Here is a 26,710-nt window from a genome sequence, read left to right as displayed (position 1 = left end):
ATCGGCACCGCACAGGATTCGCCCCAAACAAAAACGCCCCCAACCTCGCGGTCAGGGGCGCCTTATTCTCAACACGCAGTCCTTACAGACCCAGCGCGCCTTTGATCTGGTCCAGAACAGACGACAGCAGCTCAGGATTGTCCTTCGCGCTCTCCAAGGCGGTCTTCAGCGTGGTTTTCTTCAGCGGGTCCAGATCGGAGCCGTCCACAATCTCTACGACCTTGTCAAAATCAAAGCCTTCAGGTGTCAGCAGATCCATCATGCTGCCAGCCTCTTCGGTGGCGCTTTCAACGGCCTCGGTTGCGGTTTCTGTCGCGCCTTCGGCGGCTTCGGTGGCAGCCTCTGTCACCGCATCGGTTGCACCCTCAACAGCGTCGCTTGCGCCCTCAACGGCGTCACTTGCCGCCTCGGTGGCCGCCTCTACTGCACCCTCTGCGGCTTCGGTGGCTGCATCCGCTGCGCCTTCCACTGCCTCGGTCGTCGCCTCAACGGCACCTTCCGCGGCCTCAGTCATAGCCTCCACCGCTGCGCCAGCCTCTTCGGCGGCGTCGCCAGCCGCCTCGACCGCGCTCTCAGCAGCCTCGGTTACGGCCTCAGCGGCGTCGGACATCGCGTCCTTCATCGCAGAAGGTTCTTCCGCTTCTTGACCGGTAAATACAAAATACGCCACAGCTGCCGCCGCGACCAAAACAATCACTACAATCAGATTCTTCATAAGCAAAAACTCCCTTGCTTCCTGCCCGGTTAACCCTTCCCGGCTTTCATAGGATCCACATGCGACGGCTTTCTGGCGAGTCTCTAGGGGGAAATTGGCAACAAATGGCTCAATCCCGCGCAAATCGGCTGTTGTAACGGCGGTAAACCGCGAATAAATTGCTGCCGCATACACATCCGCTATTGAAGGAACAAAACCATAGCCCGCAGACCCCACAACGCACCGCCCCAGCGCGATACCGGCCCCCGTGTCAACGAACGTATCCGCGCCCCGGAAATCCGGCTGATCGGTGCAGAAGGCGAAAACGTCGGCGTCGTATCCCCAGCTCAAGCCATGTCCATGGCCAATGATGCTGGTCTCGACCTCGTAGAGATCTCTCCGAACGCGAACCCGCCCGTGTGTAAGATCATGGACTTCGGCAAGTTCAAATATGAACAGCAGAAGCGCGAGTCTGAAGCCCGCAAAAAGCAGAAGACGATCGAGGTCAAAGAGGTCAAGTTCCGTCCCAACACGGACGTGCATGACTACGGCGTGAAAATGCGCAATGTGTTCAAGTTCCTCGAAAACGGCGACAAGGTGAAAATCACCCTGCGATTCCGTGGCCGCGAAATGGCGCACCAAAACCTCGGCCGCGAGTTGCTGGAACGGGTGGCCGAAGACATCAAGGAAACCGGCAAGGTTGAAAACATGCCAAAGATGGAAGGTCGGCAAATGATCATGATGATCGGCCCGCTTCCCAAATAAGCATTCCCAAGCCCCCGCCCAGATTTGAGCGGGGGTTTTTCTTTGTCCAAAATGATTTGAGTGTCCTATGTGGGAAGAGCGTTATTCAGGCTCCGATGACTACGTTTTCGGCACCGCCCCTGCCCAGTTTCTTCTCGACCACGACCAATACCTGACCGCAGGGCACACCGCACTCTCTGTCGCAGATGGCGAGGGCCGCAATTCTGTCTACATGGCGCAAAAGGGCCTATCTGTAAGCGCCCTCGAATTCGCCCCCACAGCCATCTCCCGCGCCCATGCGCTAGCCAAAGCCAAAGGCGTTTCCCTCGACATCCGCCAAACCGACGTGCTGCGTGATCCATGGCCCGCGCAAACCTATGACCTCGTGGCTGGCATCTTTGTCCAGTTCGTCGGCCCCGACGATCGCCGCATTCAATTCCAGCGGATGAAAGAGGCGACAAAACCCGGCGGCCTCGTCATGCTGCACGGCTACACGCCCGAACAGCTGGAATTTGGCACCGGCGGCCCGCCATTTCGTGAAAACATGTACACCGACGTCATCCTGCGCGCCGCCTTTGTCGGCTGGGAAATTCTTGAGTGCCGCGCCTACGAACGCGAAGTCCAGGAAGGCCGCGGCCACTCCGGCATGTCAGCTCTGATTGATTTCGTGGCACGGAAGCCTGAATAGCTGGCCCTTGTCCCAAGCCGACAATAGACACAACACGGCCTTTCTCTTAGCCTGACCACACACCACCAAAGTCGACACGTTTATCAAGGCGATCAAACCGCGCCGCGTTTACTGAGGAATTTCAGGCCAATGAAAAAACCAAGAGCATACAAAACAATTCTCGCCGCAATGGCAGCAGGCATCATGATGTTGACCACCTCGCCCGGTTTCGCCGCGGACGACAATGTCCTGCCTACAAAGGGTGACGCCATCGAAACCTTCTGGAAAGCCAAATACTGGACCATCTTCAAGAACTCGACGCGCCAATCTTGCTTCATCGAATGGCGCAGCGAAAACAGCGTGGTCCAGGCGGGTTTGACGCAGATGCTGGACGCCGGATACCTTGGCGCCTTTGTAAAAAACTATGAGCCTGCAGAGGGCGAGCACGAGATCGTAATCTCGTTAAATGGCAACCTCTATGTGGGCAGCTCGACCACCGTATCGCGGACATTGTCTGGCGGACTCAAAGGCGGCTACATCGTTTTTGACAATCCAAAGTTCACCGCCGACCTCGTCGAAGCCCGCGAATTCATTGCCTTCAATGACACGGCCCATGCTGTCACGGTCAAACTCAAAACCCCCCAGAACGCGATCAACCGCGCGCAGGACTGTATGGAGACCTTCTAGGCAAATCGACTGAGATGCGTTTGCGGCCTCTGAACTTTTCCTTTTGAACAAGAATTGACAACCATGATCCAGTGGCTGAAGTCCCTGTTTACCGCGCCAGACAGGACCGCACCCCCAACAGGCAGCGGGCAAGAGGCAGAGCTTCTAATCGCGTTCGAAGACTTTCTTACGGACCGTATGGATGCCTTTTTCCCAGCGGTGCGCGACGCCTTTTCCGATATGTTCAAAACGGGACTCCCTGACGCTGCCCAAAGGCTGCACATAGGAATCTTTCTGGACGATCCGGCTTTCTCGTTTCGCGTTTTTGCCTTTGACGCAGCCAATATGTCGTCAGACGCGCCCGAACCTGTTCAAGCATTGAACGACACGATCGATCAGCTCTGGCCAATCGTCACAAACACCGAAATGGACCGTTATCTAATTTGGGAAACCGACCCCAAATGGGGTCGGCAGGTTGCCTTGCACCAGCCGCTAGACGATCTGAATCTGTCCAAATTTGTTTTTCCGTGGTTCCAGAAAATCGTGTCCGAAACCAGAGGGGACTTCCGCCGCCCGATAACGGCGTCCATCCACGACATCACGCCTGCTCAGGCTCTCTAAATCGACAACAAAAAAGGGCGGCGCATACGCCCCGCCCCTTCCTATTGCCATAAATACCTGCGCCGCAGGCAGCGCCCATATGGGCGCTGCCCTTAAGGCTCAGCTTGCCGCAGCCACGGCGCGCTTGGTCAGCACCGCCACCAGATGCGCGCGATACTCGGCAGTGCCGTGCAGATCGGCAATCATACCATCCGCGCCCGGCGCTGCTGGCACCGCATCCGCCGAGAAGTTCGCCGACAGCGCTTCTTCGGCTGCGGTCCAGCGATGCACGCCTTCCTCAGACGCACCCGTCACCGCCACGCGCACACCGTCCGCGTATTTGGCCACATAGACGCCAACCAAGGCGAACCGTGACGCAGGCTGTTCGAACTTCTGATAGTTCGCCGCCTCCGGCACAGGGAACCGCACCTCGGTGATGATCTCACCTTCGTCGAGCGCTGTGGTGAACATGCCCTGAAAGTAATCATCCGCCGCGATTTCCCGCGCATTGGTCACAATCGTTGCACCAGAACCCAGCGCACCCGCAGGATAGCAGGCCGCAGGGTCATTGTTGGCAAGCGAGCCGCCAACTGTGCCACGGGCACGCACCGCGGGATCACCAATGCCACCGGCCAAAGCCGCCAGCGCCGGATAGGCCGAAGCCCCCGCCGCCACGGCCGCATGGGTGGTCGCGCCACCAATACAGACCGAACCGTCATCGCCCATACAGACACCCTGCATTTCGGAAATACCGGTCAGGCTGACAACCTTGCTCGGGCTGGCCAAACGCTGCTTCATGGTCGGCAGAAGCGTCTGCCCTCCGCCCAGCGCCGATGCGTCCTCATCCGCCAGCGCGGCAACCGCGTCGGCAGTGGTCGAGGGTTTCTCAAACTCGAAGTTATACATAGCTATTCCTCCCTCAGCCCTGCATGGCCTGCCAGACGCGCTGCGGCGACACTGGCATATCGATATGGGTAATGTCATGCCCACCCGAACGCAACGCGTTCACCACAGCGTTCACAACGGCAGGTGGCGAACCAATCGCGCCGGCCTCACCACAGCCCTTCACACCCAACGGGTTGTGCGTGCACGGTGTTTGGCTGGAATGATCCACACCATAAAACGGCACATCAGAAGCGCGCGGCATCGCGTAATCCATGTAGGACGCGCTCAGCAGCTGACCGTTCTCGTCATAAGAGGCGTTTTCAAGCAAAGCCTGACCGATGCCCTGACCGATACCACCATGTACCTGACCATCAACGATCATCGGGTTCACGATGTTGCCAAAGTCATCAGCCGCGTTAAACGACTCGATGGTGACTTTGCCGGTCTCGGGATCCACTTCAACCTCACAGGCATAAGCACCCGACGGATAGGTAAAGTTGGCAGGATCATAGAACGCTGTCTCTTCCAGACCGGGTTCAATGTCCTCCAGCGGATAGTTGTGCGGCACATAAGCAGCCAGCGTCACATCCCCCCAGGCCACGGACTTGTCCGTACCCGCGACCGAGAACGCACCATCCTTAAGCTCGATGTCCGCCTCAGCGGCCTCAAGCAAGTGGGCGGCGATCTTCTTGGTCTTGGCGATGATCTTCTCGGTTGCCCGCACCATGGCAGAGCCACCAACAGCCAGCGAACGTGAGCCATAGGTGCCCATGCCCATCGGAGCCTTGTCGGTGTCGCCATGCTCGATCTCGACCATGCTTTCATCGATCCCGATCATTTCGGCAATCACCTGCGGGAAGGCCGTCTCATGCCCTTGCCCGTGGCTGTGCGAACCGGTCATCACAACCAGACCACCGGTGGCGTTCACGCGCACGGTGGCACTCTCATAAAGACCGGCACGTGCGCCAAGCTGCCCAACAAGGTTAGACGGCGCGATGCCGCAAGCCTCGATATAGCAGTTCACACCAAAGCCGCGCAGTTTGCCCCGCGCCTCGCTCTCCTTGCGACGCGCTTCAAAGCCGGACAGATCGACCATCTTCTCCAGCGCATCCATAGTGCCGTGATAATCGCCGGTGTCATATTCCACCGCCACAGGCGTGGCATAGGGGAACTCGGTGATAAAGTTCTGACGACGCAGCGCAATCGGGTCCACACCCAACTCCAACGCAGCTTTGTCAATCACACGTTCCAACTGATAGGTCGCCTCCGGACGCCCAGCGCCACGGTATGCGTCCACAGGCACGGTGTTGGTGAACACAGCTTTGACGTTCACATAGATCAGTGGTGTCTTATAGTTGCCCGCCATCAGCGTGCCATGCAGCCATGTCGGAACCGACGGCGCAAAGGTCGACAGATAAGCACCCATGTTGGCGTGTGTGTCAGTACGCACCGCAGTAAAGTTGTTGTCCGCATCCAGCGCCAACTGAATGGTGGTCACGTGGTCCCGTCCATGTGCATCCGAGATAAACGCCTCAGAGCGTGTGGAGGTCCATTTGACCGCACGGTTCAGCGCCTTGGCTGCGAAGGTACAGAAGGCTTCTTCGGCATAGTGGAAAATCTTGGTGCCAAAGCCACCGCCCACATCAGGGGCCACAACCCGCAGCTTGTGCTCGGGGATGCCCAGAACAAACGCACCCATCAAAAGACGGATCACGTGCGGGTTCTGGCTGGTGGTGAACAGCGTCGAGTTACCGCTGGCACGCTCGAAATCACCGATTGCCACACGTGGCTCCATCGGGTTGGCGATCAAACGGTTGTTGCGCAGCTCCAGCGTGGTGACGTGCGCCGCTTCGGCAAAGGCCGCCTCAACCGCTGGCTTGTTCTCTTCAACAAAGCCCCAGTCGTAACACAGGTTAGACGTCAGATCGTCGTGAACCTTGGTTGCGCCCTCTTCCAGAGCGGCTTTCATGTCCACAACAGCGGGCAGTTCTTCAATGTCGACCTCAATGGCCTCCGCCGCATCCCGCGCTTGCTCTACAGACTCGGCCACAACAGCCGCGATTTGGTCACCTACGTAACGCACCTTGCCTTGTGCCAGAACGGGGTGTGCCGGTTCCTGCATGGGCTGACCATGTTTGTCGGTCACTTCCCACCCACAGGGGATGCCACCCACGCCTTCGAAATCCGCGCCGGTGAAAATCTTGACCACACCGGGCATGGCGTTCGCCGCGTCCAGATTGATCGACTTGATCCGACCATGCGCCACGTCAGAGCGCAGGAAATGCACATAAGCCTGACCGTTGATGTTCATGTCGTCGGTGTAATTGCCGGTCCCACTCAGGAACCGGATATCTTCGCGCCGCTTGGGGCTGGCGCCGATGCCGCTGTCTTTGGGCATGTCTTTCCTCCCTATAGGCCAAGGCGGGCCTCAGTCGTTCTGACTGGCCTCACGCCGCTGGCCGTGATCGATAAAATCCGCACCCACGCCTCCTCTGCGCGGGAACAGGTCTTATTCAGCTGCGATGTTGCTCACATCCTGACCGCTTGCGGCCATGATCGCCTTGACGATGTTGTGATACCCCGTGCAGCGACAGATATTGCCCTCAAGGTGATGGCGCACTTCGGCTTCGCTTGGCTTGGGGTTGGACTTGAGCAGATCCGCAGCCGACATGATCATACCTGGCGTGCAGAACCCGCACTGAAGCCCGTGATGATCCTGAAACGCCTGCTGCAATGTGTTCAGCGTGCCGTCATCCGCAGCTTGACCTTCAATGGTCGATACCGCAGCTCCGTCCGCTTCCATGGCCAGCATGGTGCAGGATTTCACAGCAACCCCGTCCACATGCACAACACAGGCACCACACTGGCTGGTGTCACAGCCTACGTGCGTTCCGGTCATGCCCAAAGTTTCTCTGAGAAATGTGCTCAGCAAGGTGCGTCCTTCGGCGTCTCCAGACATCTCCTTGCCATTCACGGTCAACTTGACCTGTGACATTGGCTCCTCCCGTTTTTGGCTATTGTCATTGGCTCAGAGTAAAGCAGCCGACCCGCCACAGGGGAAGCAGGTTTTTATGACATTTCTCCTGAGGGGTGTAGACATTGGTCGTAGCTGCGGGTGCAGAGAGAGCAGGCCAAGCGTGCCGCTCTCCCCCTTACAACGATATCAAACGCCTTTTTCCCGAGGCCTTGGCCGGATCGGAATTTCCTTCAGCAACCCGCCTACGCCCATGCCTGCTATATCCGCGTGGCGGACCTCCAGCCCGCAAATCACCCGCTCCAGCACCCAATCCGCGCCATTTAGCGCAGGCGAGCGCGCACAGCCCGGCAGGCCAATCACCGGCTTTTCTCCCAGCTTGCCCAGAAACAGCAGGTTCCCCGGATCTACCGGCATCCCGAACCGTTCCACAACACCCCCCGCGGCCCGCAGCGCTTCCGGTGCCACATCCATCACGTCCGAGGTGGCCGAGGCGGTCAGCACAAAGACCACTTCCCCCGGCGCTTCGGCAATCGCTTCCGCCAACGGCGCGACCTCATGCGCCACCAGAGCGCGTTCGGTCATGATCATGCCCATACGCTCCACGCGCCCCACCATGGCCCGCCAGCCTTTGTCGGGCATCGGCTTGCCAATGGTGGTTTCTACCAGCGTTGCCGATCCATACACCGGTGCCAACAAGCTGACCCCGCCCGAAGCCAAAGAACAAGCCGCCGCCAAAGCCTCTTCACTCACCGCATACGAAATGATCTTGATCGTCGCGATCATCCCGCCCGCATCCACGCGGTGATAATCCGGTACTGTGGCAATGGTGATCATCGGGTCCACCGCGTTGATCTTGTGAATGATCTCCGCATCCACGCGGATCAAACCACAGCCCTCGGCATAAAGGTTCACCCGCCCGGCACCCGCGCCCGTCGCCCGAAGGCGCGCAACGCCTTCCAACATAGCCGCCGCCAATCGCGCCGCTGCTGCGTCTTCGGCCACATCGCCCGCCTCCAACCGTGCGACGGTTATTTGATCGTGCCCTTCCTCGATCAGATCCTGAATGTGATCGGCATTCAGCAAAGTCCCCTTCGGGATGCGATACGACATCTGCAGGTCATACGGTCTCTGCCCTGCTTCAAGCGAATGCGCCAGCACCGCGCCTGCGGCCTCTGCAACGGGAACCGGCCCGAACTTCATGCGCCTTTCCTCAGCACGCGCACCGTCTCTCCCAAGATCGACACCGCGATCTCGCTTGGCGATGCCGCTCCGATGTCCAACCCAACCGGCCCGTGAATGCGCGCAATCTCAGCGTCCGAAAACCCCGCCTCCGTCAACCGCTCAACTCGCTTGCCATGGGTTCGCGTGCTGCCCAGCGCACCGATATAGAAAACCTTCGATTTCAATGCGATATGCAACGCGGGATCGTCCAACTTCGGATCATGGGTCAAAAGCACCAGCGCCGTGCGCGCATCCGGCTCGATCTGCTGCATTGCCTCATCCGGCCATTCATCCACGATTGTCTCGCCAGGAAATCGCGCCTCGGACCCAAACGCACTGCGCGGGTCCACTATGATCGGATCAAACCCCGCAATGCGTGCCATCGGCACCAAAGCCTGTGCAATGTGCACCGCGCCGACCACAACCATCCGCAAAGGCGGGTTGTGAATGGCCACAAACCGCCCGTCTTCCTCAACACCCGAGCGATCCATGCGAAAGCGCTCTTCAAACCCCTCCGACGTCAAAGTGCCGCCCCCGGTTTCCGCGTCACAGATATAAGCCACCGCCTTACGAGCCGCCCGCGCCGCCACCAATTCCATCAGAACCTCTTCGCTGAGGACGGCACCAACAGGCTCCACCAAAACCTTGATCGTGCCACCGCAGGCCAGCCCCACGGCAAACGCATCCCCGTCGCTGACACCAAATTCCAACAACGTGCCTTTGCCCGTCTCAAGGCTCTCCATGGCCTCCAGCATCACCGCGCCTTCGACACAGCCGCCCGACACCGAGCCTTCAAGCTGGCCGTCACCAGACACCACCATCTGAGCGCCCACCCTTCGCGGCGCGCTGCCCCATGTCTGAACAACCGTGGCCAAAGCCGCGCCGCGTCCGGCACGGTGCCATTCCAGCGCCAGTTCCGGCGCGCCTTGCAAACTGTCAGCCATGTGTCTTCTCCAAATCCCTTGCCCGCAAGATGGGCCGCACGTACGCAAAGCTCAAGCCGTTCTCACCCGTCCATGCCAGCCATCAGCCGCGCCTTCTCTCCCAGATCATCCGGCCTCGAAATCGCCTCAGCCAACTCTTCCAAGGTGGCAATCGAATGTCCTGCGCGGAAGCTGTCCACATGCGGCAGCATCGCCTTGATCCCCTGCGCCTTGGCGGCAAAGCCTTCCCAGCGCAGCAGCGGGTTCAACCAGATCAACCGCTTGCTCGACAAATGCAGCCGCTGCATTTCCTTTGCCAGCGCTTCGGGCTCGCCACGGTCAAGACCGTCCGAAATCAACAGAACCACCGCGCCCTGTCCCATGACCCGCCGCGACCAGTCACGATTGAAATCATGCAGGCACTCGCCGATCCGCGTGCCCCCTTCCCAATCCTGCGCCTCAGCTCCGGCCGCCGCCAACGCCGCGTCCACGTCTTTGGTGGCCAGATGTCGCGTGATGTTTGTCAGCCGCGTGCCAAAGGTAAACCCATGCACACGGGCCCAACCGGCGCCCTTGGTGTTCGCAACAGCATGGAGAAAATGCAAAACCATTCGGCTGTATTGGCTCATGGAGCCTGAAATATCGCAGATCACCACAAGGTTCGGCCAACGGATGCGCGGGCTTTTCTTCGCCAAGACCTGCAACTCCCCGCCTTGGCGCATCGAGTTGCGCATCGTCGCCCGCCAATCCGCCCGCGCGCCCCGTGCGTCGGCCTTGGTGCGCCGCGATCTGATCGGCTCCACCGGCAATGTCATGCGCGCCAGCATGCGCTTGGCCTGCGCAATTTCATCCGTGCTCATCTGCTCGAAATCCAGCGTACGCAGCTTTTCCTCGGTCGAGATCGTCATCGAGGCATCCACCTCGATTTCGGTGCCCTCCTCGCTTTCCTGCTCCGCCTCCGGCACATCGCGGTTGGCCCCGTCCAGCAAGGCCTCCGCGGCGCGCTTTTCTCCGGCTTGGCCCGCGCGTTCTTCCTGCACGCCGCGCACCGCCGGCAACATCATCGCCATCATGTGCTCCAGATACCGTGGATCGCGCCAGTAAAGCCGAAAGACCTGTGAAAACACGGTGCGGTGCTCGGGCCGAGACACAAAACAGGCGTGAAGCGTCCAGTAAAAATCCCGCTTTGACGTGAACCCTGCCGCCTCCACCGCGCGGATCGCATCAATCACCCGTCCCGGTCCAATCGGTAAGCCTGCTTTGCGCAAAGCGCGCGCAAACCAAGTGATGTTCTGCGTCAGCTTGGGATCGTCTGGAATGTCGAGCGGCAGATACTCAGGCATGGCTTTGGACGGGGGGCCAGCCCCCCGCACCCCCCGAGGTATTTCGGGAACAAAAAGACATCAGGCAGGCTCCAAAGTGGCCCGCGCTTCATCCAGCAACCGCTTGGCCTCCGAGCCCTGCAATTTCGCAATGTCATCCTGATATTTCAGCACCGCGCCCAATGTGTCGGCAATCACCTCGGGGCTCAGCGTCAGCACATCCAGCGCCAACAGGCATTTGGCCCAGTCAATGGTCTCCGCCACACCAGGTTTCTTGAACAGATCCTCGGTGCGCAGGGCCTGCACAAAAGCCACCACCTCACGGCTCAGCGCTTCGGCGGCCTCCGGTGCGCGGGATTTCAGGATTTCCAGTTCACGGTTGAAATCAGGATAGTCGACCCAATGATACAGACACCGCCGTTTCAGCGCGTCATGCACTTCGCGGGTGCGGTTGGAGGTCACAATCACAATCGGCGGTTCCGGCGCCTTGATGGTGCCGATCTCCGGAATGGTCACCTGAAAGTCGCTCAGCGCTTCCAGCAAAAACGCCTCAAACGGCTCATCCGTGCGGTCCAGCTCGTCAATCAGCAAGACCGGTGCGCCGCGCTCGTTAGGGCGCATCGCCTTGAGAAGTGGCCGCTCCACCAAATAGTCGGGCCCGAAGAGTTCTTCCTGCAAGGCACTCCGGTCCGCGCCACCGCTGGCCTCCGCCGTGCGGATCGCCACCATTTGCGCCGCAAAGTTCCATTCGTAAACCGCGCTCGCCGCGTCTAGTCCTTCGTAACACTGCAGCCGGATCAGATCGCGCCCCAGCCCGCTGGCAATCGCCTTGGCAATTTCGGTCTTGCCGACGCCGGCCTCTCCCTCAAGGAAAATCGGCCGCCCCAGCCGCAACGCCAGAAACGTCACCGTCGCCAGATCGCGCCCGCAGACATACCCCTCGCCCGACAGCATTTCCTGCACCTGATCGATGCTTTCCATCTTGCTCATTGCGACCTCCCCTTTGAGCGTCAGGCTGCACATGACGCCCCTCAAAGGTCAATACGCCCCCCCCCGCGACAAAAGTTGTAGAAAGCCGCGTCACTTCCCAATTTTTGCCGCAAATCCCCGCTAGGTTTTGCTCAATAACAAGTGACCGCGGGCGGTTTAGGCCGCAACGCAGGGTACAAAGGATTGAGAGCATGCAGGATTCCCCCAACGGCTTTGACACGCCGATGCTGGGCCTTAATAAGGCCGAATGGCTGGCCAAACTCGAGGACGTTGCCGAAGAGCACGGCCATTTCCAGCCACTTGGCGCGCGCCACTGCGCCACGCTGATTGAAGACAAACCCGTTTTGCTGGTGACGTTTGAGACCATGCAGAGCATCCAGCAACGCGGCGATACCGGACAGCCTTTGGGGTGGGAACTCGTCCGCGAATTGGGATGGTCGCATCTTTGCGTCCTCTGTGACGGCAAAACTTGGTACCGCGACCCCGAAGTCATCGCCTATTTCGACCGCCTTTCGGATGATGGTTTCTTTGACGATTTTGATCAGGTGATTTTTTACGGCGCGGGCACCTGTGGCTACGCGGCGGCTGCGTTTTCTCTTGTGGCCCCTGGTGCCACAGTGATCGCGGTCAAACCCCAAGCCACCCTCGCCCCGGACTTGGCCGGATGGGATCGCCGCTTTCCAGCCGGACGGCGGAAATCTTTCGCAGGGCGCTATGGGTATGCGCCTGACATGCTGGGCGGTGCCGAAAAGGCGTTCATCATCTACGATCCGCTCGAAGACCTCGATGCCATGCATGCCGCACTTTTCCGCCGCCGCAACGTGGAGCTTCTGCCAACGCGGCGTTTGGGCGCCCTGCCGGAACCGCATTTGCTGGAAATGCAGATCCTATTCCGCATGCTGGCCAAAGCAGGCGCAGGCAAACTCGACAGGCAGGCATTTTACAAACTCTTTCGAGCGCGGCGCAATCATGTGCGCTATCTCAACCGCCTCCTTGGCGACATCGAGACCCAAAAGCGCCCCTACATGAAGGCGCTACTCTGTGCCAACGTCGCCAAACGCCTGCGCGAACCCCGCTTTATGCGCAAGCTCGACATGCTGGTCCAGGCCGCTGACGAAGGCCGTCTCGCCAGTTAATCCCCCCTGCGAACGCAACAGGGCTGGATTGCGCGCGCGCTTTTGTGTAATCGGCCCCCATGACCCAAAGCCTGACGATTGCCCGCCCCGACGATTGGCACCTGCATCTGCGCGATGGCGCGATGCTGGCCGCTGTTCTGCCCGAAACCGCGCGAGATTTTGGCCGCGCGATCATCATGCCCAATCTGGTGCCGCCGGTAGTTACTGGTGCGCAGGCCGCGGCCTATCGTGACCGCATCCTTGCCGCCCTGCCCGAGGGCGCAGATTTTGCGCCGCTGATGACGCTCTATCTGACCGAGGACACCGATCCTGAAGACGTTGCCGCCGCGCACGCGTCCGGTCTGGTCAAGGCCGTCAAACTTTATCCCGCAGGCGCCACCACAAACTCCGCCTCGGGCGTGAGTAATTTTGAAAACGTGCGCCCCGTGCTCGAGAAAATGGCCGAGATCGGCCTGCCGCTTTGCACCCATGGCGAAGTCACCGACCACGACATCGACATCTTCGACCGCGAAGCAGTGTTCATTGATCGTGTGCTGGATCCGATCCGCCGCTCCACCCCAGGTCTGCGGGTTGTGATGGAACACATCACCACCGCCAACGCGGCAGACTACGTGAAATCGCAGGACCGCGACCTTGGCGCGACGATCACCACGCACCACCTGATCATCAACCGCAACCACATCCTCGTGGGCGGGATCAAACCGCACTACTACTGCCTGCCCGTCGCCAAACGCGAAGAGCACCGCATTGCCCTGCGCAAAGCGGCCACCTCCGGCGACAAACGCTTCTTCCTTGGCACTGACAGTGCGCCGCATCTGGATGGCGACAAGCTCGCCGCCTGTGGCTGTGCCGGCTGCTTCACAGCCACCAACACCATGCCGCTTCTGGCGCATTTGTTTGAAGAAGACGGCGCTCTCGACAAACTGGAGGGCTTTGCCTCGCTCAACGGTCCGGCGTTCTACGGCCTGCCCGTCAACGACGCCAAGTTGACGCTGGTGAAATCCGACACCGCGACTCAGTTCCCCGAGAAAATCGACACCGAAAACGGCCCCGTCACGGTCTTTGACCCCGGCTACCCTATCCACTGGTCCGTCGCCCGCTGACGCCCTGCTTTCCAAAGGACACACCATGATCCCCACAGCTTTCCCGCCCAAAGAAGAAATCGCCCGTCTGACCGCTCGTATGCTGCTGGAAATTGGCGCTGTGAACTTCAACACCGATGAGCCCTACACGCTGGCCTCAGGCCTGCCGTCGCCAAGCTACATCGACTGCCGCAAACTGATCTCCTTCCCGCGCATCCGCGCCACGCTGATGGACTTCATGACCGTCACTGTGATGCGCGAAGCGGGCTTTGAGGCGTTCGACAACATTGCTGGTGGCGAAACCGCTGGCATCCCCTTCGCCGCACTGGTGGCCGAGCGTATGGCGCTGCCGATGACCTATGTGCGCAAAAAGCCCAAGGGCTATGGCAAAAACGCCCGCATCGAGGGCGCCATGAGCGAAGGCGAGCGTGTGCTGCTGGTCGAAGACCTCACCACCGATGGCGGCTCCAAGCTCTCCTTTGTCGATGCGATCCGAGAAACCGGCGCGACCTGCGGCAACACGGCGGTGATTTTCTACTACGACATCTTCCCCGAGACAGAAAAAACCCTCGGCGACCACGGCGTTGCCCTGCACTATCTCTGCACGTGGTGGGATGTTCTGGCCGAAGCCCGCGCGCAGGACGCCTTCTCTGCCGAGACCCTCGCGGAAGTTGAAAAATTCCTCAACGACCCGCGCGCATGGCAGGAAGCCCGCAAGGGCGCCTAAGCCCGCCGGCAAAAAATGGACCACGTCTGTCAGGCCAAAACAGCCTCCCAGACACAAGATGTTGACGCATCCCTGCCCGCTCTGACAAAATCAGGGCGGGCAAAGTTATCCACAGGCGTTCCACATAAACATACAGTTTGCCCTGCCTGCAGGGCATAGCTTAGAACGCATTGCATCACTTCGCAGGCCAGAACACCGATTCAGAACACGGGCGCCAGAACGTCCGGCTCAGGGACAGTTATGAACGAAATCGCACCTCTCAACGCTCCTGCCCCCGAGGCAGCCGAAGCAGACCCGATGCCCCATTCGATTGAGGCCGAACAGCAGCTTCTCGGTGCAATTCTGACCAACAACGACATTTTCGACCGCGTGGCCTCTGTGATCACGGCAGAGCATTTTTATGACCCCGTGCATGCCCGCATCTACGAAGTTGCCGCCGCCCGCATCGCAAAAAACAACCTTGCCTCGCCGGTGACGCTCAAGGCCTTCCTTGAGGACGACGAAGGCCTCAAGGAACTCGGTGGCCCAGCCTACCTCGCACGCCTCGCTGGTGCTGCCATTTCGGCCTTCGCTGCACGTGACTACGCGCAGATGATCTACGACATGGCGATCCGCCGCGAGCTGATCGGTCTTGGCGACAACATCTCGACCAAGGCGCGCAAGGCTGACGTCAAACTGGAACCCAAAGAGCAGATTGTTGAGGCCGAACAGGCGCTCTACAAACTATCGGAACAAGGCCAGACCGAACGCGGTTTTGTGAGCTTTCTCAAGGCTGTAACCGAAGCTGTTAACACCGCCAACGCCGCCTATCAGCGCGAAGGCGGTCTTGCAGGCATCTCCACCGGCCTGATTGATCTCGACAAAAAACTCGGCGGCCTGCACCCTTCGGACCTCTTGATCCTCGCTGGTCGCCCTTCGATGGGGAAAACCTCGCTCGCCACCAACATCGCCTTTAACGTCGCCAAAGCCTACAAAAAGGGCATCAAACCCGACGGCTCTGAAGGCGCGGTCGAAGGCGGCGTTGTCGGCTTCTACTCCTTGGAAATGAGCGCCGAACAGCTTGCCGCGCGTATTCTCTCAGAGGCCGCAGAAATCCCCTCCGAACAGATCCGCAAAGGGGACATGACCGAGGCCGAATTCCGCCGTTTTGTCGAAGCCGCCAAATCGCTCGAAGCCTGCCCTCTTTATATCGACGACACGCCTGCCCTGCCCATTGCCCAACTCGCCGCCCGTGCCCGTCGCCTGAAACGCACCCATGGTCTGGACCTTTTGATCATCGACTATCTGCAACTCTGCCGCGGCACCGCCGACAACCGGGTTCAGGAGATCGGCGAAATTTCGATGGGCATGAAGGCCATCGCCAAGGAACTCAACATCCCCGTGATTGGCCTGTCCCAGCTGAGCCGGACCGTGGAAAGCCGCGACGACAAACGCCCGCAGCTGTCTGACCTGCGGGAATCAGGCTCCATTGAACAGGACGCCGACGTGGTCATGTTCGTGTTCCGCGAGGAATATTATGTGGAACGTGAAAAACCCTCCGACGAGAAACTCGACGAAATGGCCGCGTGGCAGGAACGCATGGAACGGCTGCATGGCCGCGCCGAAGTGATCCTCGGCAAACAGCGTCACGGCCCCATCGGCACTGTCGATCTCAGCTTTGAAGGCCGCTTCACACGCTTTGGCAACCTTGTGCAGCCATGGCAAAACGACGGGGATGACAGCGAGTTCTGACGTCCCGGCCCGTGAGCCTCTGCCGACACATGCCAGCACACCGTGTATTTTCCACAAAAACTCCGCTCCTCTGCGCCTGTTTCTCGCTTTCCCCTTGACCCTATTTCACAGAGCTACAACAAACGCCCCATGGCTACTGCGACTTTGACGATCGACCTTGATGCGCTGACGACCAATTGGCGCGCCCTTGATGCCCTCAGCACCGCGCAAACCGCCGCCGTGGTCAAAGCCGACGGCTATGGTCTCGGCGCCGACCGTGTGGCCCGCGCCTTGATGCGCGCAGGTGTAACCCGCTTTTTTGTTGCGGTCGCCGAAGAAGGCGCCGAGTTGCGCCAAGCCATTGGCCCAAAACCGGAAATCAACGTCTTTGCGGGCCACATGTCCGGCGACACTGACATGATCTCCGACATGCAGCTCACACCGATGCTGAACTCGATCGACCAGATCGTGCGCCACCTTGAGGCGCTGCCCAACCACGCCTTTGGCATTCAACTCGATACGGGTATGAACCGCCTTGGTCTGGAAGAACCCGAATGGGCCGCCGTCGCTGAAACCGTTCTGGCGCGCAAACCCTCGCTGGTGATGTCGCACCTCGCCTGCGCGGACGAGCCCGAGCACCCGATGAACCCGCAACAACTTGCCACCTTCAAGCGTTTGACCGACGGCATCTCGGTGCCCCGCAGCCTCGCCGCCACCGGTGGCATCCTTCTGGGCAGCGATTACCACTTCGACCTCACTCGCCCTGGCGTTGGCCTTTACGGCGGTATGCCCTTTGTTGAGGCGACACCCGTTGTTGGCCTGTCCGTTCCGGTTATCCAAATCCGCGACGTGGCCGCGGGCGAAACCGTCGGCTACGCCAATAGCTGGATGGCTGAACGCGACAGCCGCGTCGCCACAATTTCCGCGGGCTATGCAGACGGGCTCATCCGCGCTATGAGCGCCGGCATTGATGTCTTTGCCGAAGACACCCGCTGTCCGGTCATTGGCCGCGTTTCTATGGACCTGATCACGGTCGATGTCACCGACGCGCCGCAAGAACCCAAGACTCTCGAGCTTCTGGGCCAACACCAGTCGGTCGATTCTGTGGCCGACGCCGCTGGCACCATTGGGTATGAAATCCTGACGTCGCTTGGCGCGCGCTACTACCGCCGCTACAAAAGCGCATGAATGCGCTGCTTGCCCCCTTTGCCCTGATCGGGCGCCAGACTCTGGCGCTGCTCTCCATGGTGGGCCGCTTCGCGATCTTTTTCGCACAAACCCTAAGCCACATGCTGCGCCCGCCGTTTTATGGCCGCGAATTCCTGACCGCCATTTTCAACATCGGTTGGCTGTCGCTGCCGGTTGTCGGCATGACCGCCATCTTTACCGGCGGCGCGCTGGCCCTGCAAATCTATGACGGCTCCTCGCGGTTTTCTGTCGAAAGCGTCGTGCCGCAGATCGTCGCCATCGGCATGGTGCGCGAACTTGGTCCCGTGCTGGTCGGCCTGATGGTCGCCGCCCGCGTCACCAGCTCCATCGCCGCCGAAATCGCCACGATGAAAGTCACCGAGCAGATCGACGCGCTCACAACCCTGTCCACGGACCCGCTGAAATATCTCGTCGTGCCTCGCTTCATCGCCGCCATCCTTGTGGTGCCGGTTCTGGTGGGCATCGGCGACATCATCGGCATCTACGGCGGCTTTGCGGTCGCCACCGAACAACTCGGTTTCAACCCCGCGACCTACATCCGCAACACAGTGGACTTCCTGCAATTCAACGACATCCTGTCGTCCTTGGTCAAAGGCGCAGCCTTCGGCGGCATTGCCGCACTGATGGGCTGCTACTTCGGCATGCACTCCGGCCGCGGCGCGCAGGGCGTCGGTCAGGCCACCAAAGGCTCCGTGCAAGCCGCTGCCGTGCTGATCCTTGCCGCCAACTTCCTGCTCACATCGCTGTTTTTCGCCACATGATCACCTTCGACAACGTCCATAAATCGTTCGGCCCCAAGAAGGTGCTGCAAGGCGTCAATCTGAAGATCGCCAAAGGCACCTCCATGGTGATCATCGGCGGCTCTGGCACCGGCAAATCTGTGCTTCTCAAATCCGTGCTTGGCCTCGTGACCCCGGAACAAGGCACCATCCTTGTTGATGGCAAAGACGCCACCATGGGCGACCACGACGCCTTCCTCGCCCGCTTTGGCATGTTGTTCCAAGGCGGCGCGCTCTTTGACTCCATGCCTGTCTGGCAAAACGTCGCCTTCCGCCTCTTGCGCGGCAGCCTCAAGCGCCCCAAACAAGAAGCCCGCGAAATCGCCGTGGAAAAACTGCGCCGCGTTGGCCTGACGCCGGATGTGGCCGACCTCTTCCCGTCGGAACTGTCAGGCGGCATGCAAAAACGCGTCGGCCTCGCCCGCGCCATTGCCGCCGAGCCCGAGATCATCTTCTTTGACGAACCCACAACGGGCCTTGATCCGATCATGTCCGGCGTCATCAACGATTTGATCCGCGAGATCGTCACGGAAATGGGCGCCACCGCCATGACAATCACCCACGACATGACGTCTGTGAGGGCCATTGCAGACAATGTCGCCATGCTGCACGGCGGGGTGATCCAATGGACCGGCCCTGTGGCGCAGATGGACGCCTCGGGTGATCCGTATCTCACACAATTCATCTCCGGCAGTGCCGACGGCCCGATCGAGGCAGTGCGCTAGCACGCATCACTGCCGATGGGCCAACCGCCACGAATGTGAGGCAATCGCGGACATCGCATGCTACCCTCTCCCAAACGGAGGATTCCATGTTCCTACTACTGGCCTTTTTCACGCTTTTTGGTCCGATCATCGCCGCAACAATGACACTTGCGACAGCGGCTGTTTTGCTCAGAACACGTCCCCTGCTGTCTGGGACTCTGTTTTTGCTCATTGCACTCCTCCTCACGATGTTGATGTTTGAATTTCGCTATGACCTCGGTCTGGAGTTGCCCGACATCACTTGGATGCCATCGGGCGCCGCCGCCGAAGCTGCAACCCTCGGCGTGGCCTTCCTGCTGCTGATCATCCACATCTTGTCGTGGGTCCGCTGGCCCGCAGGCCTTCGTGGCAAGTGGACAACCATATCTGCCGCGATTCTCTGGGCTCTTGCGGCATTTTCTTTCCTCGTCCTTTCGCAGCTCAGCTATTCCATTTGACCTTCGCACTCGCAACGCGCGCTGCGTTCACATCTGTCCGAACCCGAAATCGCACCGACGCAATACCGACGTGATACCGACGTTTTGCAGCTCTCCAAAAATCCCGCATTCTCAGAATGTTAACACCCGATTCGCCCGCAAAACTTGCGAGCGTGTGCAAAACGCCCTAGCTCTACTGTCATGTCCAATTTGCTCCGCTTCGCCAACCTTGCCCTGCTGATCGCCTTCCCCATCGCCTGGTTTGCCCCCCTGATGCGAGCGGGCATCTTGCCGATCTTTGGCCTTTCGGAAATCTCCGTCATTTCCGGCCTGCAATCACTGTGGCAAACCGATGTCGGTCTCGCGCTCCTCGTGACCTTCTTCGCGATTTTCGCGCCTTATGTAAAAGTCATCGGCATCGCCCTGATTCAATTCGGCCTGCTGCGCCGTAAAGTCCTGCCAGTGTTGGAAGTTCTCGGCAAACTCGCGATGGCAGACGTTTTTTTGATCGCGCTCTACATCGTCATCGTCAAAGGCGCAGGCTATGTGAAAGTCGAAACAGCATATGGTCTGTATCTCTTCACCGGCTGCATTCTGGCCTCTCTCGCGATTAGCCATTTGACGCGCAAGCGTTAGTGGTCCAAAACGAGAACATGGCAAAGAGCAAAACCCAATTCACCTGCTCCGCATGCGGCGCAACCTCAACCAAATGGTCTGGCCGCTGCGAAGCGTGCGGCGAATGGAACTCCATAGTTGAGGAGGCCCCCTTTGGCGCTGGCCCCTCCGGCTCCTCCCTTGGCACTCACAAAGGCCGCACCATCGAGCTCAGCGACCTCAGCACCGAGGACGCCCCCACCCCGCGCACCATCTCGGGCGTCAAGGAACTGGACCGTGTCCTGGGCGGCGGGCTGGTTCCTGCGAGTGCAATTCTGGTTGGCGGCGACCCCGGAATTGGCAAATCAACCCTTCTTTTACAGGCCGCAGCGCGCTTTGCCCGCCAAGGGGTCAAAACCATCTACGTCAGCGGCGAAGAAGCCGCGGCCCAAGTTCGCATGCGCGCCCAACGCCTTGGTCTGACGCAATCACCCGTGATGCTTGCCGCCGAAACCAACCTGCGCGACATCCTGACAACTCTTGAGGCCGAACGCCCGCAACTGGCGATCATCGACTCGATCCAGACTATGTGGTCAGACACGGTCTCCTCGGCGCCCGGCTCCGTCTCTCAAGTCCGCGCCGCCGCCCACGAACTCACGGCCTTTGCCAAACGCAAGGGCATCGCGATCATCCTTGTTGGCCACGTCACCAAGGAAGGCCAGATCGCAGGCCCGCGCGTGGTCGAGCATATGGTCGACACCGTGCTATATTTCGAAGGCGAACGCGGCCACCAATTCCGCGTTCTGCGCGCCGTGAAAAACCGCTTTGGCCCAGCAGATGAAATTGGCGTGTTTGAAATGACCGGTCGTGGTTTGGCCGAAGTCGGCAACCCGTCGGCCCTGTTCCTGTCGGATCGCGGCAAGCCCTCAGCGGGCAGTGTGGTCTTTGCCGGCATCGAGGGCACCCGCCCCGTTCTGGTCGAATTTCAAGCGCTTGTCGCCCCCAGCCCCACCCCGCAGGCTCGCCGCACCGTGGTCGGCTGGGACAGCGGCCGCCTTGCCATGATCCTTGCCGTGCTCGAATCCCGCTGCGGCGTTCCTTTCACCGGCCTTGATGTCTATCTCAACGTCGCAGGCGGCATGAAAGTCTCCGAACCTGCCGCAGATCTCGCAGTCGCCGCCGCATTGGTATCCGCCCGCGAAGATTCCGCTCTGCCCGCCGATACGGTGGTTTTTGGGGAAATTAGCCTCTCAGGCGCCTTACGTTCGGTGGCGCAAACGGAAAATAGGTTGAAAGAAGCGCAAAAACTTGGTTTCACAACGGCACTCGCTCCGAAAGGTGGCAAGGCTCCGGCCGTTGAGGGAATAAACCTCAACCGTGTTGGAGATTTGGCAAGCTTTGTGGGAGAAGTATTTGGAGCGAACCAATAAGCCAAAGATTGACCGGGGGCGGTCGAAAGGAAACGGGGACTAATGGAAGGCTTCACCATCATTGACGGCGTCGTTGCCGGCGTCATCATCATCTCGGCATTGCTGGCCTACAGCCGTGGCGTCGTACGCGAAACCATGGCCATTGCAGGTTGGGTCGCAGCCGCCGTGCTGGCCTTTATGTTTGCCGCTCAATTTCAACCTCTTGTCAAAGAAGTGCCGGTTCTGGGTGACTATCTCGGCGACAGCTGTGATCTCTCGATGATCGCATCCTTTGTCGGCGTGTTTGCTCTGGCCCTTGTGATTGTATCGCTTTTCACGCCGCTGTTTTCGTCAATTGTGCAACGCTCCGCGCTTGGCGGTCTGGATCAGGCGCTTGGCTTCATCTTTGGTGCCTTGCGTGGCATCCTGCTCGTGGCGATCGCCTTTTTTGTCTATGAAACCGTCATCACCTCGCAAAGCTTTGCCATGGTGGATGACAGCCGCTCCGCCGAAGTCTTCAGCCGCGTGACCGGCAAAATCGACGACCGCGATCCGGCGCAGGCATTGGGCTGGGTCACAGCCAAATACGAAGAGCTGATGAACGTCTGCGAAGGCTGATCATCTGCTTCTCAGGTCTTTACAAAGCCCGCCTTTCCGGCGGGCTTTTCTTTTGGCACCTTGTCGCAATCGCCAGACGGGGCTAGCGTTTGGTCAGGGATTGGATTGAGGGTATTGTATGCGCTGGTGGCTTGGATTGTTTGCGATCACATTTCTGATTGCTCTGGGGCTTGTACTTGTGCTGCTGCTGCCGCCCAAATCGCTGACATTGGCGGCCGGTCCGGAAAACGGCGCCTACGCGCAAGTTGCGACGCAATACCGCGATATTCTGGCCCGCGACGGCATCGAGGTCGACATCCGTTACTCCAACGGGTCCGCTGAAAACGTCGACCTGCTGCAGACCGGCGAGATTGATGTCGCATTGCTTCAGGGCGGCATTCCGGTGCCAAAACACAGCGCAGAAGCCATTGGCGGGCTGTTTTTTGAACCCATGCTGTTCTTGGTGCGCTCCCAGACCGACGTGCCAAGAAACCCAGCGCACTGGAAGGGGCTGCGCATCACTGCAGGACAAGAGGGATCCGGCACCGCCGCCGCATTTGCAGATTTTCAGGCCGCTGTGGAACTCGACCCAGTGGACAATATTCTTCTCTCGCTTGCCTATGCCGACGCAGTTGACGCTCTGCGCAACAAGGTGGTCGACGTCGCTGTGTTTGTGACCACTGTTGACGCACCATATCTCGAGCAGGCCTTCAGTGCGCCAGACCTTTCCTTTCTGCCGCTGGTTTATCTTGACGCCATCTCCCGCCGGCTTGACTACACGACCATTGCGACGGTCCCGAGCGGCGCGATTTCCCTGACCAATGTCATCCCCCCCGCACCACAAAAGGTGCTGGCTCTGGAAACACGCCTCGCCATGGTGCCTGACCTGCACCCCGCGCTGATCAACCGGCTGACCATGGCCGCCAAGGAACTACATGCTTCACGCGACATCATCACCGGCCGCCACACCTTCCCAACGGTCGAAGGCACGGGGATGACGGTGAATTCAGTGTCGCGCCAACTTATTCAGGAGGGCCCCTCCACGTGGCACGACCTGCTTCCCTATTGGGTTGCGGCCCAGGTCAACCGACTGCTGCTTCTGACCTTACCGATCCTGCTTTTTGTGGTGCCGATGTTCCGCGTTCTGCCGTCAATTTACGCCTATTTTATGGGGTGGCGGGTTTGGCAATACTATCCCTTGATCCGCCAGATCGAAGACGAGCTGACCCTGCGCCCCGACGCGGATTCTTTGGCCGAAATGGACAAACAATTGTTGGGCATGGACGAACGCATATCCCAACTCGGCCTGCCTGCCGCCTATCGTCAGGCGGCCTATCAGGCGCGTATGCACATTGATCTCGTGCGCAAACGCATCCGCGACAGGCAGTCCGGGCACGGATGAGACCGGACACCTCCCCACTCAATCAAACCGAAAGGAAATCCCATGGAAGCCGACACCTCCCTATTCTCTAGTTTGTTTTCTGCCATCCTGATTGGCGGTTTGGCCGGCTGGCTCGCTGGCAAGATTGTCAGGGGCGGTGGCTTTGGTCTGGTCGGCAATGTCATCCTTGGCATTGGCGGGGCCATTTTGGCGAATTTCGCTCTGCCGCTTCTCGGTCTGGGTTTTGGGTCCGGTTTTTTCGGCTCCGTTCTCTCCGCCATGATTGGCGCAGCGGTGGTGCTTGTCATTATCCGAATGATCAAACAGGTCTGAAGCCCACCGTTCGGTGCCCTTTTCGGCTGTTAACACCCTGCCGCTAGGGTGAAACTTCCAGAGATTCGGCACCGTACAAGCGACGAACGCCTTCCTTGATCGCCGGAACAGCATTAGCGCGACATTTTTCAATGTGGGCGCAACTTCGCTGCGTCGTGTGTCATCCTTTCGTGACATACGGTTTGTGACCCCTTAAGAGGGGCTCAGCACGACTCAGGATTCGGAGCCAGCCACGTGGACAGCGGCATACAACCTGCCCATATCAAAACCGCCAATCGCGGTCTGTCCACACGCACCCTCTCCCGAGCGACCATCGTTTCACAGCCCGCCCTGTCGAAACGTCACCAATTTTTCCAAGCCTGACAAAGGAGCCTGCGGATGTGCGGAATACTGGGGATCGCCAATCGCAATCACGATGTCTTTGCCGAGATTTATGACGGCCTTCTGATGTTGCAACACCGTGGTCAGGACGCCTCCGGCGTCGTGACTTACACAGGCGGCTTTTTCCGCGAACGCAAAGCCAACGGTCTGGTTAAGGACGTCTTCCAGCCCTCTGACGCCGATACCCTGACCGGCCGCGTGGGCATGGGCCATGTGCGCTACCCCACAGCCGGCTCGCTGTCCGCCTCCGAGGCCCAACCGTTTTTCGTCAACGCGCCTTACGGTATCTATTTGGTACACAACGGCAACATCACCAACACCGAGGCACAGCGCGCCAAGGTTACCGGCAAATACAGCCGCCACCTGCGCACCACCTCGGACAGTGAAATTCTGCTGAATGTTCTGGCAGACAAAGTGGCCGACGCCATCAAGGTCAACGGCAGCGACGATGCGATCCGCAACATTTTTGCTGGTGTGAAGATGACAATGGAGCGCGTTCAAGGCGCCTATTCAGTGATCTGCCTGATCGCCGGCGTGGGCATGCTCGCCTTCCGCGACCCGCACGGCATCCGCCCGCTGTCTGTGGCCAAACGCGACGCCGATGGCGAAGGCGACGACTATGCCTTTGCTTCCGAGGACGTCGCCTTTGGCATCAACGGCTTTGCCAAGCTGCGTGATGTGAAACCCGGTGAAGCGCTTTTGGTGGATCTCGACGGAAATCTGCACGAATTCCAAGCGGTTGAAGGCAAACTGACCCCCTGCATCTTCGAATATGTCTACCTCGCCCGCCCCGACAGCGTGCTGGACGGCGTGTCCGTCTATCAATCGCAAATCCGCATGGGCAAAACGCTGGCCAAGCAGATCGCCGAGAGCGGTCTGGACATCGACGCCGTGATCCCTGTGCCTGACAGCGCCCGCCCTGTCGCGCTTGAAGTGTCCAACGTGACCGGTATCCGCTATCGCGAAGCGCTGGTGAAAAACCGCTACGTGGGCCGGACGTTCATCATGCCCGGACAGGCCGAGCGCCAGAAATCCGTGCGCCGCAAACTCAACGCGATCCCGCGTGAAATGGAAGGGCGCAATATCCTTCTGATCGACGACTCGATTGTGCGCGGCAACACCATCAAGAAGATCGTGCAAATGTGCCGCGAGGCAGGCGCCAAGAAAGTCTACATCGCCTCCGCATCGCCTCCAGTCGCGCATCCGAACGTCTATGGCATTGATATGCCTACAAAACACGAGCTTATCGCCAATGGTCTGACCATCGAAGAAATCCGAGAAGAACTTGGTGCGGATGCGCTGTTTTATCAGAAACTCGACGACCTCGTCTGGGCCGCCAAAGAAGGCAACCCCGAGATCGAACAGTTTGACTGTTCTTGTTTTGATGGCAACTACGTCACAGGCGGCGTGACCGCAGAATACCTCGCCAATCTGGAAACCAGCACCCGCGTCAGCAAAAAAATCGAAGAGGCCCCCACCCCCGGCGCAAGCTGGAACGGTGCCCGCCTTGCCGAGCCGACGACCTAAGGATGTTGCTCGCTCTGGACAGCCGATGGCGTCGCTTCAACGATCCGGACTACGTTTGCTCGCAGTCCGGCAAAAGCTTCTCCGGCGTCTTTGACATTGGCTATGACGCCCCCGACAGCTGGCCACACGCCATCCCGCGCGACGCGGGCACGGCCGAGGTGGCCGTCGGCGATGACAAATTGTCCGCCGATCTCTGCCGCCTTGAAGACACGCGCTTTGTTCACTGCATCCTGCCTCTCCCCATAAAAGGCAGCGACGAGGTTTTCAACTTCGGCCCTTGGGCTGCGGTCGAGTCCGAAACGTTCTATGCCTACATCGACCACGCCACGGGCGCGGTCGCATCGTTTGCAGGCGGCGCTGGCTTTCTCATGAATGACCTGCCCGGATTTGAAAGCGACGACGTCACGGCCTGTGACCTGCGTGGCGGTCCTGACGGCCAACGCCCTCAACTTTTTGCACGCCAAGGTCCCCTCGCCCGTGCACAGACCGACGGGATCAGCTTTGATGAGCTGCTGGACATCTATGCCGCCACCGGCACCGATGTCCGTCCCCACCTGAACGGCTGAGCCATCGCCAGCGCGCTTGCTAAGCGCATTCTTGCCAGTTCCCAACTATCGGTTTGGCAATCCGGACACAGGGGTTTACCGACCACTGACGCCGGAAATGTCTGCGTCATGCCAGATTTAGTGAGTGTCCGATGTCCAATGTCAAAACCCCCAAACACGTCGCGGATACCGCCACCTCCAAGGGTGTGCTCAAACAGCGCCCCCGCTTGACGCTCTTGGGGGTTATGGGATCCAAAGCCGCGCCACGCGCGATCCTGATGACCACGTCGGGCCGCACGCTGCGTGTCAAAATTGGCGACAACACGCCGGGCGGCAAGGTTGCCGCGATCGGGGATGATACCATTGTCCTGCAAGGCGGCGGGCGCACCACCACTCTGCAAATCCCGGGCTAAGCCACACGCGACCGCTTG

28 protein-coding genes are annotated in these 26,710 nt (G+C 59.6%); 20 read left to right on the top strand and 8 right to left on the bottom strand.

Features of this window, described 5'->3' with window-relative positions:
• Nucleotides 1-82 precede the first annotated feature (82 nt).
• Nucleotides 83-715 carry a hypothetical protein gene (locus BM069_RS19605; protein WP_139216118.1) on the bottom strand — a complete coding sequence of 211 codons (633 nt, stop codon included), beginning with the start codon at nt 713-715 and terminating at the stop codon, nt 83-85.
• A 198-nt stretch (nt 716-913) separates the two neighbouring features.
• Here BM069_RS19605 and infC point away from each other — a divergent pair, with 198 nt between their 5' ends.
• The 4 genes from infC to BM069_RS01830 all read left to right on the top strand — a co-directional run bounded on the left by infC (nt 914) and on the right by BM069_RS01830 (nt 3,392).
• Nucleotides 914-1,459: a translation initiation factor IF-3 gene (gene infC, locus BM069_RS01845; RefSeq protein ID WP_093319537.1), complete on the top strand. Its 546-nt coding sequence runs from the start codon at nt 914-916 to the stop codon at nt 1,457-1,459.
• A 67-nt stretch (nt 1,460-1,526) separates the two neighbouring features.
• Nucleotides 1,527-2,126 (top strand): SAM-dependent methyltransferase, encoded by a 600-nt coding sequence (locus tag BM069_RS01840; RefSeq protein ID WP_093319534.1) that lies wholly within the window; start codon nt 1,527-1,529, stop codon nt 2,124-2,126.
• A 129-nt stretch (nt 2,127-2,255) separates the two neighbouring features.
• Entirely contained in the window at nt 2,256-2,792 is a 537-nt protein-coding gene (locus tag BM069_RS01835; RefSeq protein WP_139216117.1) for a hypothetical protein, read from the top strand.
• A 63-nt stretch (nt 2,793-2,855) separates the two neighbouring features.
• Nucleotides 2,856-3,392, top strand: a complete 537-nt coding sequence (locus BM069_RS01830; RefSeq protein WP_093319529.1) for a hypothetical protein — start codon at nt 2,856-2,858, stop codon at nt 3,390-3,392.
• A 99-nt stretch (nt 3,393-3,491) separates the two neighbouring features.
• On the opposite strand, the gene BM069_RS01825 is transcribed toward BM069_RS01830, so the two are convergent.
• The 7 genes from BM069_RS01825 to BM069_RS01795 all read right to left on the bottom strand — a co-directional run bounded on the left by BM069_RS01825 (nt 3,492) and on the right by BM069_RS01795 (nt 11,689).
• Complete coding sequence (locus tag BM069_RS01825; protein WP_093319526.1) at nt 3,492-4,277, bottom strand: FAD binding domain-containing protein; 786 nt, start codon at nt 4,275-4,277, stop codon at nt 3,492-3,494.
• 13 nt (nt 4,278-4,290) lie between these two features.
• On the bottom strand, nt 4,291-6,654 hold the full coding sequence (locus BM069_RS01820; RefSeq protein WP_093319523.1) for a xanthine dehydrogenase family protein molybdopterin-binding subunit: 2,364 nt from the start codon (nt 6,652-6,654) through the stop codon (nt 4,291-4,293).
• A gap of 111 nt (nt 6,655-6,765) precedes the next feature.
• The gene (locus BM069_RS01815) at nt 6,766-7,251 is read right to left on the bottom strand and encodes a (2Fe-2S)-binding protein (RefSeq protein WP_093319520.1); all 486 of its coding nucleotides are present in this window, start codon (nt 7,249-7,251) and stop codon (nt 6,766-6,768) included.
• A 168-nt stretch (nt 7,252-7,419) separates the two neighbouring features.
• Complete coding sequence (locus BM069_RS01810) at nt 7,420-8,433, bottom strand: molybdopterin-binding protein (RefSeq protein ID WP_093319517.1); 1,014 nt, start codon at nt 8,431-8,433, stop codon at nt 7,420-7,422.
• Nucleotides 8,430-9,398: an XdhC family protein gene (locus BM069_RS01805; RefSeq protein ID WP_093319515.1), complete on the bottom strand. Its 969-nt coding sequence runs from the start codon at nt 9,396-9,398 to the stop codon at nt 8,430-8,432. The genes BM069_RS01810 and BM069_RS01805 overlap by 4 nt, the downstream gene beginning before the upstream one ends.
• Nucleotides 9,399-9,460: 62 nt before the next feature.
• A complete protein-coding gene (locus BM069_RS01800) occupies nt 9,461-10,720 on the bottom strand; it encodes a vWA domain-containing protein (protein ID WP_093319513.1) in 1,260 nt (419 codons plus the stop codon).
• Between the two features lie 60 nt (nt 10,721-10,780).
• On the bottom strand, nt 10,781-11,689 hold the full coding sequence (locus BM069_RS01795) for an AAA family ATPase (RefSeq protein ID WP_093321214.1): 909 nt from the start codon (nt 11,687-11,689) through the stop codon (nt 10,781-10,783).
• A 191-nt stretch (nt 11,690-11,880) separates the two neighbouring features.
• Between BM069_RS01795 and BM069_RS01790 the strand changes: the two genes are divergently transcribed.
• From BM069_RS01790 to BM069_RS01715, 16 genes are all read left to right on the top strand, one after another.
• Nucleotides 11,881-12,825, top strand: coding sequence for a phosphoadenosine phosphosulfate reductase (locus BM069_RS01790; protein WP_093319509.1), 945 nt, complete (start codon nt 11,881-11,883; stop codon nt 12,823-12,825).
• Nucleotides 12,826-12,884: 59 nt separating this feature from the next.
• Nucleotides 12,885-13,928, top strand: a complete 1,044-nt coding sequence (gene pyrC / locus BM069_RS01785; RefSeq protein WP_093319507.1) for a dihydroorotase — start codon at nt 12,885-12,887, stop codon at nt 13,926-13,928.
• A gap of 25 nt (nt 13,929-13,953) precedes the next feature.
• Complete coding sequence (locus BM069_RS01780; RefSeq protein WP_093319504.1) at nt 13,954-14,634, top strand: orotate phosphoribosyltransferase; 681 nt, start codon at nt 13,954-13,956, stop codon at nt 14,632-14,634.
• A gap of 240 nt (nt 14,635-14,874) precedes the next feature.
• Complete coding sequence (locus tag BM069_RS01775; protein WP_093319501.1) at nt 14,875-16,365, top strand: replicative DNA helicase; 1,491 nt, start codon at nt 14,875-14,877, stop codon at nt 16,363-16,365.
• A gap of 129 nt (nt 16,366-16,494) precedes the next feature.
• Nucleotides 16,495-17,532 carry an alanine racemase gene (alr, locus tag BM069_RS01770; protein ID WP_093319499.1) on the top strand — a complete coding sequence of 346 codons (1,038 nt, stop codon included), beginning with the start codon at nt 16,495-16,497 and terminating at the stop codon, nt 17,530-17,532.
• Nucleotides 17,529-18,314, top strand: coding sequence for an MlaE family ABC transporter permease (locus tag BM069_RS01765; protein ID WP_093319496.1), 786 nt, complete (start codon nt 17,529-17,531; stop codon nt 18,312-18,314). Before alr ends, BM069_RS01765 begins: the two co-directional genes overlap by 4 nt.
• Nucleotides 18,311-19,057, top strand: a complete 747-nt coding sequence (locus BM069_RS01760) for an ABC transporter ATP-binding protein (RefSeq protein ID WP_093319494.1) — start codon at nt 18,311-18,313, stop codon at nt 19,055-19,057. Before BM069_RS01765 ends, BM069_RS01760 begins: the two co-directional genes overlap by 4 nt.
• Before the next feature lie 86 nt (nt 19,058-19,143).
• A complete protein-coding gene (locus BM069_RS01755) occupies nt 19,144-19,533 on the top strand; it encodes a hypothetical protein (protein WP_093319491.1) in 390 nt (129 codons plus the stop codon).
• A 189-nt stretch (nt 19,534-19,722) separates the two neighbouring features.
• Entirely contained in the window at nt 19,723-20,148 is a 426-nt protein-coding gene (locus BM069_RS01750; RefSeq protein WP_093321211.1) for a paraquat-inducible protein A, read from the top strand.
• Nucleotides 20,149-20,165: 17 nt separating this feature from the next.
• Entirely contained in the window at nt 20,166-21,536 is a 1,371-nt protein-coding gene (radA, locus tag BM069_RS01745; RefSeq protein ID WP_093321209.1) for a DNA repair protein RadA, read from the top strand.
• 42 nt (nt 21,537-21,578) lie between these two features.
• Nucleotides 21,579-22,133: a CvpA family protein gene (locus BM069_RS01740; RefSeq protein WP_093319489.1), complete on the top strand. Its 555-nt coding sequence runs from the start codon at nt 21,579-21,581 to the stop codon at nt 22,131-22,133.
• A gap of 118 nt (nt 22,134-22,251) precedes the next feature.
• On the top strand, nt 22,252-23,514 hold the full coding sequence (locus BM069_RS01735; RefSeq protein ID WP_093319487.1) for a TAXI family TRAP transporter solute-binding subunit: 1,263 nt from the start codon (nt 22,252-22,254) through the stop codon (nt 23,512-23,514).
• Nucleotides 23,515-23,556: 42 nt separating this feature from the next.
• Nucleotides 23,557-23,826 carry a GlsB/YeaQ/YmgE family stress response membrane protein gene (locus tag BM069_RS01730; protein WP_093319485.1) on the top strand — a complete coding sequence of 90 codons (270 nt, stop codon included), beginning with the start codon at nt 23,557-23,559 and terminating at the stop codon, nt 23,824-23,826.
• Nucleotides 23,827-24,204: 378 nt separating this feature from the next.
• Entirely contained in the window at nt 24,205-25,734 is a 1,530-nt protein-coding gene (gene purF, locus BM069_RS01725; protein WP_093319481.1) for an amidophosphoribosyltransferase, read from the top strand.
• A gap of 2 nt (nt 25,735-25,736) precedes the next feature.
• On the top strand, nt 25,737-26,300 hold the full coding sequence (locus BM069_RS01720; RefSeq protein WP_093319478.1) for a DUF2199 domain-containing protein: 564 nt from the start codon (nt 25,737-25,739) through the stop codon (nt 26,298-26,300).
• Nucleotides 26,301-26,431: 131 nt separating this feature from the next.
• Nucleotides 26,432-26,692 (top strand): hypothetical protein, encoded by a 261-nt coding sequence (locus BM069_RS01715; RefSeq protein WP_093319476.1) that lies wholly within the window; start codon nt 26,432-26,434, stop codon nt 26,690-26,692.
• Nucleotides 26,693-26,710 lie beyond the last annotated feature (18 nt).

The organism is Shimia haliotis, assembly GCF_900114415.1.
GTDB classification, from domain to species: Bacteria; Pseudomonadota; Alphaproteobacteria; order Rhodobacterales; family Rhodobacteraceae; genus Shimia; species Shimia haliotis.
This window is presented reverse-complemented; position numbering and strand designations above follow the sequence as displayed.

Excerpts from the sequence above, each read along its gene's own strand:
- BM069_RS19605 (WP_139216118.1), bottom strand. The coding sequence starts at position 715 with ATGAAGAATCTGATTGTAGTGATTGTTTTGGTCGCGGCGGCAGCTGTG.
- BM069_RS01840 (WP_093319534.1), top strand. The coding sequence starts at position 1,527 with ATGTGGGAAGAGCGTTATTCAGGCTCCGATGACTACGTTTTCGGCACC.
- BM069_RS01835 (WP_139216117.1), top strand. The coding sequence starts at position 2,256 with ATGAAAAAACCAAGAGCATACAAAACAATTCTCGCCGCAATGGCAGCA.
- BM069_RS01830 (WP_093319529.1), top strand. The coding sequence starts at position 2,856 with ATGATCCAGTGGCTGAAGTCCCTGTTTACCGCGCCAGACAGGACCGCA.
- BM069_RS01825 (WP_093319526.1), bottom strand. The coding sequence starts at position 4,277 with ATGTATAACTTCGAGTTTGAGAAACCCTCGACCACTGCCGACGCGGTT.
- BM069_RS01820 (WP_093319523.1), bottom strand. The coding sequence starts at position 6,654 with ATGCCCAAAGACAGCGGCATCGGCGCCAGCCCCAAGCGGCGCGAAGAT.
- BM069_RS01815 (WP_093319520.1), bottom strand. The coding sequence starts at position 7,251 with ATGTCACAGGTCAAGTTGACCGTGAATGGCAAGGAGATGTCTGGAGAC.
- BM069_RS01810 (WP_093319517.1), bottom strand. The coding sequence starts at position 8,433 with ATGAAGTTCGGGCCGGTTCCCGTTGCAGAGGCCGCAGGCGCGGTGCTG.
- BM069_RS01805 (WP_093319515.1), bottom strand. The coding sequence starts at position 9,398 with ATGGCTGACAGTTTGCAAGGCGCGCCGGAACTGGCGCTGGAATGGCAC.
- BM069_RS01800 (WP_093319513.1), bottom strand. The coding sequence starts at position 10,720 with ATGCCTGAGTATCTGCCGCTCGACATTCCAGACGATCCCAAGCTGACG.
- BM069_RS01795 (WP_093321214.1), bottom strand. The coding sequence starts at position 11,689 with ATGAGCAAGATGGAAAGCATCGATCAGGTGCAGGAAATGCTGTCGGGC.
- BM069_RS01790 (WP_093319509.1), top strand. The coding sequence starts at position 11,881 with ATGCAGGATTCCCCCAACGGCTTTGACACGCCGATGCTGGGCCTTAAT.
- pyrC (WP_093319507.1), top strand. The coding sequence starts at position 12,885 with ATGACCCAAAGCCTGACGATTGCCCGCCCCGACGATTGGCACCTGCAT.
- BM069_RS01780 (WP_093319504.1), top strand. The coding sequence starts at position 13,954 with ATGATCCCCACAGCTTTCCCGCCCAAAGAAGAAATCGCCCGTCTGACC.
- BM069_RS01775 (WP_093319501.1), top strand. The coding sequence starts at position 14,875 with ATGAACGAAATCGCACCTCTCAACGCTCCTGCCCCCGAGGCAGCCGAA.
- alr (WP_093319499.1), top strand. The coding sequence starts at position 16,495 with ATGGCTACTGCGACTTTGACGATCGACCTTGATGCGCTGACGACCAAT.
- BM069_RS01765 (WP_093319496.1), top strand. The coding sequence starts at position 17,529 with ATGAATGCGCTGCTTGCCCCCTTTGCCCTGATCGGGCGCCAGACTCTG.
- BM069_RS01760 (WP_093319494.1), top strand. The coding sequence starts at position 18,311 with ATGATCACCTTCGACAACGTCCATAAATCGTTCGGCCCCAAGAAGGTG.
- BM069_RS01755 (WP_093319491.1), top strand. The coding sequence starts at position 19,144 with ATGTTCCTACTACTGGCCTTTTTCACGCTTTTTGGTCCGATCATCGCC.
- radA (WP_093321209.1), top strand. The coding sequence starts at position 20,166 with ATGGCAAAGAGCAAAACCCAATTCACCTGCTCCGCATGCGGCGCAACC.
- BM069_RS01740 (WP_093319489.1), top strand. The coding sequence starts at position 21,579 with ATGGAAGGCTTCACCATCATTGACGGCGTCGTTGCCGGCGTCATCATC.
- BM069_RS01735 (WP_093319487.1), top strand. The coding sequence starts at position 22,252 with ATGCGCTGGTGGCTTGGATTGTTTGCGATCACATTTCTGATTGCTCTG.
- BM069_RS01730 (WP_093319485.1), top strand. The coding sequence starts at position 23,557 with ATGGAAGCCGACACCTCCCTATTCTCTAGTTTGTTTTCTGCCATCCTG.
- purF (WP_093319481.1), top strand. The coding sequence starts at position 24,205 with ATGTGCGGAATACTGGGGATCGCCAATCGCAATCACGATGTCTTTGCC.
- BM069_RS01720 (WP_093319478.1), top strand. The coding sequence starts at position 25,737 with ATGTTGCTCGCTCTGGACAGCCGATGGCGTCGCTTCAACGATCCGGAC.
- BM069_RS01715 (WP_093319476.1), top strand. The coding sequence starts at position 26,432 with ATGTCCAATGTCAAAACCCCCAAACACGTCGCGGATACCGCCACCTCC.